Origin of the sequence: Streptomyces malaysiensis subsp. malaysiensis (assembly GCF_040653035.1) — a bacterium.
Lineage (GTDB): Bacteria > Actinomycetota > Actinomycetes > Streptomycetales > Streptomycetaceae > Streptomyces > Streptomyces malaysiensis.
Genome location: NZ_JBEZNG010000015.1, coordinates 73,136 through 86,406, shown reverse-complemented (window position 1 = coordinate 86,406; position 13,271 = coordinate 73,136). Strand labels below are relative to the sequence as shown.

General features: G+C 73.2%; 10 protein-coding genes. 3 read left to right on the top strand and 7 right to left on the bottom strand.

The window, feature by feature from the left end:
* Positions 1–453 (top strand): VOC family protein, encoded by a 453-nt coding sequence (locus AB0E24_RS27090; RefSeq protein WP_069868847.1) that lies wholly within the window; start codon positions 1–3, stop codon positions 451–453.
* A gap of 23 nt (positions 454–476) precedes the next feature.
* Here the strand turns inward: AB0E24_RS27090 and AB0E24_RS27085 are convergent, their stop codons facing one another.
* The 5 genes from AB0E24_RS27085 to AB0E24_RS27065 form a co-directional block, all read right to left on the bottom strand.
* Positions 477–1,688: a type III PLP-dependent enzyme gene (locus AB0E24_RS27085; protein ID WP_359380765.1), complete on the bottom strand. Its 1,212-nt coding sequence runs from the start codon at positions 1,686–1,688 to the stop codon at positions 477–479.
* Entirely contained in the window at positions 1,685–3,607 is a 1,923-nt protein-coding gene (locus AB0E24_RS27080) for an IucA/IucC family protein (RefSeq protein WP_359380763.1), read from the bottom strand. Before AB0E24_RS27080 ends, AB0E24_RS27085 begins: the two co-directional genes overlap by 4 nt.
* A 100-nt stretch (positions 3,608–3,707) precedes the next feature.
* Entirely contained in the window at positions 3,708–5,507 is a 1,800-nt protein-coding gene (locus tag AB0E24_RS27075) for an IucA/IucC family protein (protein WP_374344740.1), read from the bottom strand.
* Complete coding sequence (locus tag AB0E24_RS27070) at positions 5,492–6,811, bottom strand: ATP-grasp domain-containing protein (protein ID WP_359380760.1); 1,320 nt, start codon at positions 6,809–6,811, stop codon at positions 5,492–5,494. Before AB0E24_RS27070 ends, AB0E24_RS27075 begins: the two co-directional genes overlap by 16 nt.
* 100 nt (positions 6,812–6,911) lie before the next feature.
* Positions 6,912–9,359: a carboxyl transferase domain-containing protein gene (locus AB0E24_RS27065; protein ID WP_359380757.1), complete on the bottom strand. Its 2,448-nt coding sequence runs from the start codon at positions 9,357–9,359 to the stop codon at positions 6,912–6,914.
* Positions 9,360–9,590: 231 nt separating this feature from the next.
* On the opposite strand from AB0E24_RS27065, the gene AB0E24_RS27060 reads away from it, so the two are divergent.
* A complete protein-coding gene (locus tag AB0E24_RS27060) occupies positions 9,591–10,652 on the top strand; it encodes a lytic polysaccharide monooxygenase (RefSeq protein ID WP_359380754.1) in 1,062 nt (353 codons plus the stop codon).
* 244 nt (positions 10,653–10,896) lie between these two features.
* Here AB0E24_RS27060 and AB0E24_RS27055 read toward each other — a convergent pair whose 3' ends face one another.
* Positions 10,897–11,418, bottom strand: a complete 522-nt coding sequence (locus tag AB0E24_RS27055; RefSeq protein ID WP_069868836.1) for a MarR family winged helix-turn-helix transcriptional regulator — start codon at positions 11,416–11,418, stop codon at positions 10,897–10,899.
* A gap of 121 nt (positions 11,419–11,539) precedes the next feature.
* Between AB0E24_RS27055 and AB0E24_RS27050 the strand changes: the two genes are divergently transcribed.
* The gene (locus AB0E24_RS27050; protein ID WP_079153420.1) at positions 11,540–11,956 is read left to right on the top strand and encodes an organic hydroperoxide resistance protein; all 417 of its coding nucleotides are present in this window, start codon (positions 11,540–11,542) and stop codon (positions 11,954–11,956) included.
* A 128-nt stretch (positions 11,957–12,084) separates the two neighbouring features.
* On the opposite strand, the gene AB0E24_RS27045 is transcribed toward AB0E24_RS27050, so the two are convergent.
* Positions 12,085–12,996, bottom strand: a complete 912-nt coding sequence (locus tag AB0E24_RS27045; RefSeq protein WP_359380751.1) for an esterase/lipase family protein — start codon at positions 12,994–12,996, stop codon at positions 12,085–12,087.
* Between the last annotated feature and the right edge of the window lie 275 nt (positions 12,997–13,271).

Here is a 13,271-nt window from a genome sequence, read left to right as displayed (position 1 = left end):
ATGAACACCGCACCGGATCAGCAGCAGACTCAGCAGAACCAGCAGAAGCAATCCCGCGAACCCGCCATCTGGCCCACGCTCCAGGCCCATGACGCCGTCGCCCTGATCGACTTCCTGGTCGACACGGTCGGCTTCCTGCGCACGGCCGTCTACGAGGACGGGGGCCGCGTCGCCCACGCCCAGCTCGACTGGCCCGAGGGCGGCGGCATCATGCTCGGCTCGTACGACCCCGAGACCAAGACCTGGTGCCTGGAGCCGGGCACCTTCGGGGCGTACGTCGTCACCGACCATGTCGACGCGCTGTACGACCGGCTCACGGCGGCCGGTGTGCGGGTGCTCCGGCCGATCGAGGACCAGCCGTACGGCAGCCGTGAGTTCGCCATCGCCGACCCGGAGGGCAACAAGTGGTCCTTCGGCACCTACCGGGGCGAGCCCCGGCCCGCCGCAGGCTGACGCGCGGCTACGCGTCCAGGTAGCTATGTGTCCAGGTAGTGGAAGCCCGGCCGGGGGTGCATCAGGAAGTCGTGGTGCGAGATGTTCCACGCGTACGCACCCGCCATCGCGAAGGCGACCCGGTCCCCCGCCCGTAGCTCCGGGACCTGGGCCCGGCGGGCCAGGACGTCCTTGGGGGTGCACAGCTGGCCGACCAGCGTGACCGGCTCCTCCCGTACGGCCGGGCGGGCCCAGGGCCGGGTCCAGGTGGCCGTGGTGTCCATGGGCAGCACCTGGAAGGGCTGGTCGTGTTGTTTGGTGGCGGGGGTGCGGATGTGGTGGGTGCCGCCGCGCAGCACCGCGAACGCCTCGCCGCCGCTGTGCTTGATGTCCAGCACCTCGGTGACGTACCAGCCGCAGTAGACGGTCAGCGCCCGGCCGGGCTCGATCCGCAGGGTGCGGCCGGGATGGCGCAGGGCGAGGTCCGCCATGCCCTTGCCGTAGGCGGCCCAGTCGAAGCGGCGGTCGGGATGGGCGTAGTCCACGCCCATCCCGCCGCCGACGTTCACCTCGGTGAGGTCGTCCAGGCCGTGGCGTTCGGACAGCTTCCGCGCCCAGTCGGCGATCGCTGCGGCCACGGTGAGCTGGGCGGGGGCGTCGAGGCCGCTGGCGAGGTGGGCGTGGATGCCGCGCAGCCGGAGGGGGCCGTGTGAGCCCGCCCCGGAGAGCAGGGAGAGGCACCGCTGCACGGCCTCGGGGTCGAGGCCGAAGGGGCTGGGGCGGCCGCCCATGGCGAGCGCGGCGCCGCCCAACTCGTCACTGGCCAAGGGGACGTTGACACGCAGGAGGACGTCTACGGCGTCGATCCCCGCGTCCTCCGCCACCCCGGCCAGCAGCCGCAGCTCCTGCTCGCTCTCCACATGGAACCGCTCCACGCCCAGTGTCAGCGCCCGCCGCAGCTCCCCCTCGGTCTTGCCCGGCCCGCCGAACGCCAGCGGCGCCCCGGGCACGGCCGCGCGGACATGCTCCACCTCACCGCCGGAGGCGACCTCGTAGCCGGTGACGTGGGGGGCGAGGGTCCGCAGGACGGGCGGCGCCGGGTTGGCCTTCGCGGCGTAGTACAGCTCAAGGCCCGGCGGCAGCGCGTCCCGTACGGCCCGCGCGTGCGCGCGGAGCGCGGGCAGGTCGTATACGTAGGCGGGAAGGTCGTCGCCGGTGAGCTCCGTGGCGAGGGTACGGACGGCGGAGGTGATCAACGGCTGCTCCCGGGGTGGATGACATGGGCGGATTCGGATACGTGGGGCCCTTCGGGGCCGTGCCCCGCCTCGCACGCGTGGACGGCTTCCTCGGAGACGTGCCCCGCCCCGGACACGCGCGCCGTCTCGGGCACGCACCCCGCCCCGGGCACATGCCCCGCCCCGGGCACATGCGTCGCCTCCGACACGTGGGCCGCCTCCGACAACAGCTCGGAGGCGAGGGGGCTGGCGATGCGGACATAGCCCGCGTGGCGGTCGGCCCGGCGGGCCCAGCGGGTGAGGAGGTTGGCCTTCGCGGGCAGCGGCACGCCCGCCACGAGCGCGCGCAGCGCGGGCGGGTGGTCATGGGCCGCGGAGCGCTCGCACAGCACCCGGCGGACCGCCGACCACAGTGCGGGCTCCAGCCCCGGGCAGCGGTCGGCGAGGGCGGCCACCATCTCGGCGACGTGGTTGACCAGCAGGCAGTACACCACCCGGTCCCAGCCACGCTCCCGCTCGTACGTCAGCGGGCGGGCCACGGCCTCGGGCAGCGCGGCGAGCGCGGCGGCGTGGTGCTCGGGCACCAGCTTGGTGCCCTCCAGATCGCGGAAGAGCACCTGCCGCGGGGTGCCGTCGGCGGGATCGACGCCGATGACGACGTTCTGGAGGTGGGGTTCGAGGACCACACCGTGGTCGAAGTAGGCGGCCAGCACGGGCGGTACGAGCAGATCCAGATACGCCTGCCACCACGCGGAGAGCCGGTCGGGGCCGACGTCGGGGAGGAGCCGGGAGATCTGGGCGCCGCTGGTCGGGTACTCATCGGCGACGGCCGCCGCGAGCAGCGCGGTCAGCCCCGGCCGCAGCCGGGCGGCAAGACCCTCGCGGACGATCACCCCGAACCCCTCGATCAACTGCCGCTCACCGCCGAGGTCCAGCGTCCGGTACGCGGGTTCGCGCAGCAGCTCACAGCCGGGGAAGCGGGCGGCCAGATCGGCGGCGACCGGCTCCAGCAGCCGGGTCAGGGCGACGGCGCCGGACAGTTCGTAGTCGGCGTTCTTGCGCAGGCAGTTGGTGATCCGCACATTCAGGCTGAACTTGAGGAAGTCCCGGCCGTCGTAGAGCGTGCGGACCGACGCGGTCGGCGCGAACTCCGCGCCCCCGGGCCCGAGGTCCAGCACCTCGCCCCGGGCGAGCGCCGCCCGCAGCACCCGGTGCTCACGCAGCATCGCGTACTGCCAGGGGTGCGCGGGCAGCAGCCGGAAGCCCTCGGGGACGGCGCCCTGCCCGTCCTGCCCGCGCTGTCCGCCCTGCCGGTCCAGCGCGGCGAGCGCCCCGGGACGCGCGGACTCCTCGCGGACGTACTCCTGGCGTACGGCGAGATGGTGCAGCGGAAAGCGTGCCCCGGCCTCGGGGGCGAAGCGCGACCAGGAGTCGGCGCTGCCGGTGCGGGCCTTGGGGGTGGGGTGGAAGCGGTGGCCGAAGAGCAGGGACTGCTCGGAGGCGAGATAAGCGTCATGGGCGGTCGTATCGGCAGGGGCGGGTGGCGCGCTCCGCTCTCCCCTGGCTTCCAAGGCCGCCGTCATGCCCGCGTGGCTGGAGGCGACCTGGTCCAGGAATTCGTCGTTCCGCACCCCGGTACGCAGTTGGAGCTCCCGTTGGACGCGCTCGGCCAGCTCACGCCAGGAGACCTCGGCCCAGGCGCCGTCGCGCTGTTCGCTGACCGGCCCGGTGAAGCGGTGCGCCCCGATGAGGGAGGCACGCCGCAGCCCGACGCGCAGCAGCACCCCACAGCGCGGCAGCCTCAGCCGCAGCCACCCATCGGCCACGACGCTCTGGCGCTCCGGCCCCGACACCTCACGGAGCAGACAGTTGAGGAGGGTGTGGGCGGTGGCGTGGTCGGCGGAGGCCATGGTCGCGGCGGGCGAGGAGGTCATGGGCATGAGGCGGCTCCAACGGGTGCGGAGGAGAGCGGTACGAGGGAGGTACGGGAGGCGGTGCGGATGGGGTTCGGGGGTAAGGGGGGCCGCTCGGGCGCGGCGGTCATCCGCCGCTTCCCCGCGGCAGATAGTTGGGCCCGGTGACGTAGTGCTTGTTGATGTCCGCGGCGCCCGAGCGCTCCTTGGTGAACAAGGTGCCGGCGGTGACCATCGCCTTGACCGGCAGCCGGTCCGCGTCCAGCACGCGTTTGCGCAGCAGTGCGGCGGCCGCGCCCGGCCGGGTGACGGCGAGCCGGTCCACGGCGTCGGTGAGCCGGTCGCGCACCCGCCGCAGCAGCGTGTCGAGCGGGGCCCGGCCGAGGCGGGCGAGTTCGAAGACGGGGGCGGCGGCGCACAGATGGACGGTGATGGTGGTGAACACATCGGCCACCGGTCCGTCCCCTGACGTCAGGATTCTGCGGTCGTCGAATCCGCACAGATCGGCGGCGGGTCCTCCGCCGATCATGGCGGCGAGCCGTATCGCGTGGACGCGGGGCCCGTCGTGGTCCTTGATGAGCAGCCGGAGGCGGGGCACCGCTCCGGCGTGCTCGCCGCCGTCCTCGAAGACCAGCGAGGTGTTCTGCTGGTGGGACTCCAGCGCGATGCCGTACGCGAAGAGGGTGGTGTGGAAGTCGAACAGCAGCGTGAAGTACTCGTCGAGCAGGGCGAGGACGTCCCCGCCGTAGTGGCGCTCGGCGAGCCCGTCGATGACGAGCGTGCCGTCCGGGGCGGGGGCCAGCAGCCCGGCCAGCGGCACGACCGTGGCGTTCTCCAGACCGGGCGGATAGCGGCGTACGAGCGTGGCCAGCAGCTCGTGTCCGGCGTGGAGGTGGGTGGTCTCATCGGCGAGCAGCACGGTGGCTCCGAACCGCGGTTCCCGTGCCATCACCGCCTCCAGCAGCCGCTGGGCCACCTCGCCGTCGATGAGGGTGCCGGGCTTGATGGACCGGCGGTTGCGCAGCCCCAGGGTGGAGGTGGTGAGCGGCAGTTTGAGGTGGACGAGGGGGTCGTCGGCGACGGCCACGGTCCGCATGGAGAGCGTGGGCCGTACGTCCAGCACCCCGCGATCGGCGAGCCGGGCGACCCCGTCGAGCCCGGCCACGCGCAGCGCGGTCTCCAGGGGGCGGCCGACGGTGAGGGGGTGTACGGGGAGGGCGAGTCGCTGCCCGTCGCCTGGTCCCGCGCCGGGCCCGAGCTCGGCCGGTGTGGGCCACCAGGCGGGCAGCCGCGCCGGGTCCCCGCCGACCGCCTCGCGGGGGAGGACGAGCCAGCGCAGCGGGAAGGTGGGGTGGAACTCGGGTGCGTGGGCGCGTAACTGGTCTTCGGTGAAGACGGACCGGCCCCGGCTGGTCGGGTAGACCGGATGGTCCCGGAAGGCGGCGAGCGTGTCATACGCGACGGCCCCCGACATCCCGGCCCACCGCACGCCGTGCCGCGCGGCCAACTCGGCGACGACACCGGGCCGGACCCGGGTGTGCAGCCGCATGGCAGCGAGTGCCTGACGGCATTCGTTCAGGAAGACGTCGTAGAGCGCCCGGTCCTCGTCGGGCACGGCCCCCCGCAGCCGCCCGAGGACGGCATCGAGCCCGGTCAGCACGATGGGTGTGGAACGACGACCGGGCACACAGAGCAGCCGGGCCGGGCGGCGGGTGCGGATGTCGCATTGGAAACCCTCGGGTTCCACGGGCAACAGCACGCTGTCGCCCCCCTCGAGCGCGATGCGCAGCCAGTCCCCGTCGGCGCGTCGCACCGTAGTGGCGTGGCTGCGCAGCTTGTAGGCGTCCTCCCGGAGGAGCGTGTCGAGCACCCGTCCGAGAAGGTCCTCTTCCTCTGTCACACGTTCCTCTGTCACACGATCTCCCATCGGTGGGCCGCGAGGAACTCCGCCACTGCCGCGTCGATCCGCCCCTGATCGGTGCCGGTGGCCCGGAGCACGCCGAGGAAGTCGCGATTGGTGCGGTGGAGCGGGTGTTCCTCGCCGATCCCGCGCAGCGGCCGGTAGTCCAGCCGTACGCCGTCGCGCTCGGTCACACTCGCCGGAGGGGCGGAGGCGAGCCGCCCGGCGCGGTCGGCCATGACGTACTCCATGCGCACCCTGCCGTCGGTGCGCGCGCCGAGGTCGTCCGGCAGCGGCTCGCCCATGTGCGTACGGAGGATGTGCTCGAAAAGGGGGATGCCGAGGAGTTCGGCGAGGACGAGATCGCACTGGTCGCCTATGGCGCGGTAGTTGACCTCGATGAGGCGGGCCCGGTCCCCCTGGACGACGTACTCGGTGTGGCACACGCCGAAGCCGACGCCCAGCGCGTGCAGCTGTGCCAGCACCTGGTCGGTGTGGGGCTGCGGGGGCGGGGCGGGCAGCAGATGCAGCCGTTCCTCGATGAAGTGCGGGGGCGGCGAGAGCTCGGTGCGGAAGGCGCCGAGGATGTGCAGGGTGCGGCCGTCGCCGAGGGTTTCGAGGGTGCGCAGCTCACCGTCGAGGAACTCCTCGACGACCAGGGCCGCCCCCGGCCGCCGGGCCCGTATCTCGACACAGCGCCGCACGAGTTCATCCGCGTCGGCGACGAGGACGACGTCCTCGCTGGCCACGCCCTCGCGTGGCTTGACCACGCAGGGGTAGGGCGCGTCGAGCCCGGCGAGGGCTGCGGGGTCCTGCCCGGTGGCGAGTTCGGCGGACCAGACGGGGTCGGCGACGTCCGGGCCCGCGGCGGCGAGGGCACGGCGCAGCTCGGCCTTGTTCTTGGTGCGCAGCGCGGCGCGCCAGTCCTTGCCCGGGAGGCCGAAGTACTGGGCGGCGAGGGCGGCCTGGGCCTGGAGGTGGTCGCTGTTGGTGAAGACGGCGGTGGGGCGGCCGTCGGCGGCGATACGGCTGATGACCTCGGCGTAGTCCCGTACCGCACAGGGGACGATGTCGAGCGCGGGGAACGGGCGCGGGTCCGCGCCGTCTTCGTCCCATCGACCGTAGGCGCGTTCATGGGCCTCGGGCTGGTCGGTGAGGAGGGTGACCGCGAGGCCGAGCCGGGCCGCCGCGGGGAGGAAGCCCTCGGTGACGGAGTCGGTGGGGTTGAGCGCGAGGAGGTGGAGCCGAGGCGGCCGCGGGGCGGCCGGGAGGCGGCCGCGGGCAGGGGAGGGGAACGGCCGTGACGCCGCATCGAGATCATTCTCGTTCACGGCCCGAGATTAGGTTAGGCATGCCTAAGACCGCTAATTCGACGTTCCGGTCCGCCCCGTTTGGCCCTGATTAGCCGTCAAAGATCATCAACAGTCGGTGTCAACGGGGCAGCCCTATACGTCGATGGCGCACCCGGCGCGCGGCGAGCCGCTCGGCCGGGTCCTGATCGCGCAGGGCCGCGAGTTCGGCGCCGAGGAGATGGCCGAGCCGGCGGAGGAAGGCATCGGGGGTACGGGATGCGTCGGGGGCGCGGGATGCGTCGGGCGCCTGGTGGCCGTCGGTGGCCTCGCGGGCATCGGCGCCCTGACGGGCATCGGTGGCAGAGCGCGCGTCGGGCGCCTGGCGGGCAGCGGCAGCCGGATGCGCATCGGGGGCCTGACGCGCGTCAGGCGCCTGGGAGGCATCGGGCACGCTGGGGGCATGGGGCGCCTGGTCGCCATCTGTGGCCCGGCGTGCGTCGGGGGTACGGGAGCCGTCCCCGCCCCGGGCGTCACCCACATCCCGGGAGCCGTCCCCGCCCCGGGCGTCATCCACGTCCCGGGGACCGTCCACGCCCCGGGGGCCGTCCCCGCCCCGGGAGCCGTCCCCGTCCTCCTCCACGATGCGGTCGACGATGCCCTGGGCGAGAAGGTCGGCGGAACGTACGCCCTGGCGGGCGGCGACCTCGTACGCCCGCTCCGTGGTGCGGTGGAGAATCGCGGACGCGCCCTCCGGCGGCAGCGGCGACAGCCAGGCGTGGCGCGCCGCCACGACCCGGTCGGCGGGGAGCAGCGCGAGCGCCGCGCCACCGGCGCCCTGTCCGAGCAGCAGACAGAGGGTGGGCGCGGGCAGGGTCACCATGTCGGCGAGGCACCGCGCTATCTCCGCCGCGAGCCCGCCCTCCTCGGCCTCACGGCTGAGCGCGGCGCCCGCGGTGTCGATGACGGTGAGCAGCGGCAGCCCGAGTTCGGCGGCGATGTGCATTCCGCGCCGCGCGGTCCGCAACCCGGCCGGACCCAGCGCCTGCCCCTCCCCCGGCCCGTCGGCGCTCTCGCCCTTACGGGCGCTGCGCCGGTTGTGGCCGAGGACGACGCAGGGCGTCCCGCCGACCCGGGCGAGGGCGAGCAACAGCCCGGGATCGTGCTCCCCGACCCCCGTACCGCTGAGCGGACTCACGTCCTCGGCGGCGACCCGCAACAGATCCCGCACCCCGGGCCGCTCAGCCCGCCGCGAAGCCCGTATCGACACCTCCGCGGACGGCCCACCCGCACCCTCGGGCGCCCCGGCGAAGACAGCGACCCCGCCCTGACCGTGACCGGCCGCCACACCCTCGGCCGCCCCAACCGCCTGTGCCGTGGCGGCGCCATCCGCGCCCCGCTCGGCACCGCACCCGCCAGGTACAACGTGTCCGGGGGCGGCCGACGGGGGCCCGGCCTCCGCGTCCCACCGGCCCCCCGCCACCTCGCCGTGTGCGGCCGCTCCCTTCGCCTCCGCGGCCTCGGCGCCACCACGCCCGTTGCCGGATGTGGCGGACGGGCCGCCCCCGGCCGACGAACCCCCGCGCCGCCCCGGTGGCCCGCCGTGCGCATCACCCGGCGCGCCGGTCCCCGCCTCGGCGGCGGGCCCGGCTGAGCCCCGGGCGACCGCCGATGCGGGCGGGGCGGCCTCTGATGCGGGCGGGGCGGCCGCCTCGGGCACCGCCTGCGCTTCGCCCGGCGTGCCGGGGTCGGGCGCGGGCTCGGTGGAGGGCCCGGGCTGACCGGGGGCGGCCGCCCCCGCCCCCGCTGCCGTGGCGGGCGCGGGCCCGGAGTCCGTCGCGCCCCCGGCCGCGACCTCGCCCGCGCAGAGGACCCTCAGCACCCGTGCCGCCACGCCCGACAGGCGGCTCAGCGGCAGGACCGCGTCGATCAGCCCGTGGTTCATCAGGTTTTCGGCGTTCTGGACGCCGGGCGGGAACTCCTCGCCGTACAGGGCCTCGTGCACCCGCGGGCCCATGAAGCCGATGAGGGCGCCCGGCTCGGCGGCGGTGACGTGGCCGAGGGAGCCCCAGGAGGCGAGGACGCCGCCGGTCGTGGGGTGGCGGAGGTGGACGAGGTACGGCAGGCCCGCTGCCTTGTGGTCCGTGATCGCCGCGGCCACCTTCACCATCTGGAGAAACGCGACCGTGCCCTCCTGCATCCGGGTGCCGCCCGACGCCGGTGCCGCGAGCAGCGGCAGCCGCTCCGCCGTGGCCCGCTCCACGGCCCGTACCAGCCGCTCCCCCGCGGCGACCCCTATCGAGCCGGCCAGGAAGCGGAACTCGCAGGCGATCAGCGCCACCCTGCGCCCCTCGATACGGCCCTCACCGGTGATGACCGACTCGTCCAGCCCGGTGCGCTCCCGTGCCCGCTCCAGGTCGGCCCGGTAGTCGGGGTCGTCCGTGGTGATCTCCACCGGCTCGTCCCAGCCGGACCAGCTGCCGGGGTCGGTGACGGCCTCGATCAGCTCGCGGGCCGAGGCACGGGAGGCGCGGGAGGCGGGGGCACCGTCGGCGGCGCCGGAGCCGCGGGGAGCGTTCGTTCCGGTCATATGTGTCACCTTTCCACGCCACCAACGCTCGGCAATCATCGGCGATCACCTTGAGTACCCCCGGGACCGGCCCAGTCTCAGCTCCGCCTGAGCTGCTCCTTAACGGCGCCATAAGACCGGCGGGAGAGCCGGTGGGGCGGGCTAGCGTGCTGCGCGTCACCCCCCACCCAATGCCGCGCGTCGCCCCCACCGAATGCCGCGCGTCACCCCCCACCGAAGGAGCCCCCGACGATGACCGCTCGTGCCACCGCTCACCGCAGAAGCGCCCGGATCGCCGTGCTCGGTCTGGTGCCGCTCGCCCTCACCGCGCTGAGCGCGGACCCGGCCGACGCGCACGGTTCGATGCAGGACCCGGTCAGCCGGGTGTCGGCGTGCTTCGCGGAGGGCCCGGAGAGCCCGGACTCGGCCGCCTGCAAGGCGGCCGTCGAGGCGGGCGGCACCCAGCCGCTCTACGACTGGAACGAGGTCAACATCCCGGACGCCGCCGGGCGTCACAAGGAGATCATCCCGGACGGAAAGCTGTGCAGCGCGGGCCGCGACAAGTACAAGGGCCTGGACCTGCCGCGCGCCGACTGGCCCGCCACCGCCATGACGGCCGGTGAGCACACCTTCACCTACCGGGCCACCGCACCTCACCGCGGCAGCTTCGAGCTGTACATCACCAAGGACGGCTACGACCCGACGAAGCCGCTGACCTGGTCGGACCTTGAGGCGGAGCCGTTCGCCAAGGTCACCGATCCCACGCTGAAGGACGGGAGTTACGTCTTCTCGGGGAACGTGCCCGACAAGTCGGGCCGCCATCTGATCTACAGCGTCTGGCAGCGCTCGGACAGCCCGGAGGCGTTCTACACCTGCTCGGATGTGACCTTCGGCGGAAACGGGGCCGGGGCCGGAGCCGGGGCCGCGAAGGAGGCCGAGACGAAGGCGAGTTCCGCGCCCGCCGCCTCCGCGCCCAATGAGGCGCAGATAGCCAAGGGCGCCGAGAAGTCGACGGTCGATCACCACGGCCACGGCGGCGACAGCGGCACCGAGGCCAACCACCAGCCCAAGGCGGCAGACGAGAAGGGCACGGAGGGGAATCACCCCGAGGCCAAGAGCGCCGAGGTCATGGCCGCGGGCGCCGAGCGGCAGGGCGGGGGCGACGCCGACGGGCAGCGTCTCGCCGAGACCGGGGGCGACGGGTCCACCGGCCCCATGGCCATCGGCGGCGCCGCGGTGCTCGCCAGCGGCGCGGCCGTGCTGTTCGCCGTCGCCAACCGCCGCAAGGCGGCCGTACGCCGAGGCCGCGGCTGAGGTCGTACGCCGCAGAGCTGAGGCCGTACGCCGCTGTCGCACGGCTGAGGCCGTAAGGCCGTAGTCGCGGCCGTTCGGACGGAGTCGGTTCCGGGGAGGATGACGTCACCCCCGGGACCGACTCTTACGTTCTCCCCCGCCCGGCCGTTCTGCTGATTCCTCGCCGCTGGCGGTGGTGGCCAGATCTTCCGCACTCGCAAAGGCACCGCCAGCGGCGAGGAGAGCTCCGGATGACCGCCTCCGGCTACAGCTTCTCCTCATCCGCCAGCGCCGCGTCAAGCGCCGCCGTCAGCCGCCGCACCCGCGCCTGAAGCTCCACCGCCTCCTCCAGGCCGAGACCGCTGGCCTCGATCGCCTTCAGGGGTACGCCCTGGGCGCGCTCCTTCAGCGCCGCCCCCTCCGCCGTCAGCCGGACCGTCACCGAGCGCTCGTCCTGTGCGCTGCGCTCGCGCCGGACGAGTCCGGCCGACTGCATCCGCTTGAGCAGCGGCGAGAGGGTGCCGGAGTCCAGCCGCAGATACTCCCCCAGCCGCTTGACCGGCATCTCCCCGTACTCCCAGAGCACCAGCATGGCCAGGTACTGCGGATAGGTCAGCCCCGTGTCGCGCAGCACCCGGCGGTAGAGGCCGTCGAAGGCGCGGGATGCGGCGTGCAGGGAGAAGCAGAGCTGCCGATCGAGGCGGAGCAGCTCATCGGCGGACGGCGGCTCCGGGGCGGTACGGCCGGTGGCGGCGGGGTCGGCGATGCGATCGGACTGGTGTGACATGCGTCCAGCGTACCCTTTAGTTGTGCACAACTTAATTGTGTGCTGTACTTCTGCCCGGAGGCGGGGCACCCCGAGTACCCGCCTCCCTCCGAACTGCTCGAACACGAAAGGGATGGTCTTCATGGACGCGCTCTACACCGCGGTGGCCACGGCGAACGGACGCGACGGCCGGGCCGTGAGCTCCGACGGACAGCTGGACCTCGCACTCGCCATGCCGCCGGCCCTCGGTGGCAACGGTGAGGGCACCAACCCGGAGCAGCTCTTCGCCGCGGGCTACGCCGCCTGCTTCGCGTCCGCGCTCGGCCTCGTCGGCCGCCAGGCCAAGGTCGACACCAAGGACATCTCCGTCACCGCCGAGGTCGGCATCGGCAAGGACGAGGCGGACGGCGGCTTCGGGCTCAAGGTGACGCTGCGCGTCGAGCTGCCCGGCGACCTCGAGAACGAGACCGGCCACAAGCTGGTCGAGCAGGCGCACCAGGCGTGCCCGTACTCCAAGGCGACGCGGGGCAACATCGAGGTCGAGCTCGTCGCCGAGTAACCGAACGACGGCCGGACCGGCCGGACCGGCACCGCGGGAGGCGGACCGGTCCGACGCCGACGCGCCCTGCTCGTACGGAACGAGGCAGGGCGCGCCATGGCGGAGGACGATCCGTACGCCGTCAGGCGTCAGTCGTCCGACGCACAGGTGGTCGGGGTGGCGTGATCCGGATCGAGGGCGTTGACGGCCTCGTGGAAGGCCAGGCCGTCGGTCAGGCCGATGGCCAGATGCTCGGAGATGTCGGTTGGGCACAGGTCCTGGATCAGGACGTTCCTGACGTTCGGACCGGAGAGGAACTGTGCCTGGTAGGGGGTGGCGACCTCGTCGTACTTGGTCGCGATGACGGTGTAGCGCACTCCGGGGACGGTGTCGCCGCCCTCGTTGAGGCGCCGCAGGAAGTCCGAGTCGACGACCTGGTCCATCAGCCCCGGGGCGCCCTCGGCGATGAGGTCACCGGCCCCGGGGAAGTAGTCCAGCAGCTTGGTGAGCCCGGACAGGGTGGTGCCGTGGTTGCTGGGGGCGATGCCGACCAGGGCGTTCACCTTCGGCGCGCCACCGAGGAACTTGAGGTAGTAGCGGGGCATCATCCCGCCCTGCGAATGACCGACCATGTCGACCTTGGCGGCGCCGGTGGCGGCGAGCACCCGGTCCACATAGGCGGACAGCTGTTTCGCGGACTCGTCGACCGCCCCGAGACCGTGGAAGAACGGGACGGCGGGCAGTTGGCCGTAGTCGAGGGAGAAGACGCAGTAACCGCGCTGGACCAGATACGGGGCGAAGCCCAGCCAGTTGTCGACGGAGTTGCCGAGGGTGCCGTGCACCAGGACGACGGGGCGGGGATGTTGGGCCGAGGGCTTGCAGGAGTAGTCGTTCCAGCCGCTGCTCACCGCCTGTCCCCGCGTCTGCCCCCGCGCTGAGTTGTCCGTGGCGAGCGCGGCGGTGGGCGTCGCCGCGGTCGCCGCGACCGCGAGGGCCAGGGCGGGCAGTAGCGTGCGGGGCTTGGTCTTCCGGATTCGCCGGATACGCCTCCGGGGCAGCATCACATGAACTCCTCGCTGGTGGGGGGAGAGAGTCGCGCTGACGATGCGCTTGCGCTTGTGCTGCGCCCTGCGATCCGGATCACAAGAATTTGGTGCGCTCAATCGAAGCTACGCGCGAGTAGCAATGGCATCCAGCCATCTGCCGGTGAAGGAACGTCTACGCCCTTTTCACGCGACGTCCAGGAATCCGGTGGGTTACGTGACAACCAGGAAACTGGTGGGGTTACGCGACATCCATGATGCCGGTGAGGTTACGCGACGTTCAGGAAACCGGC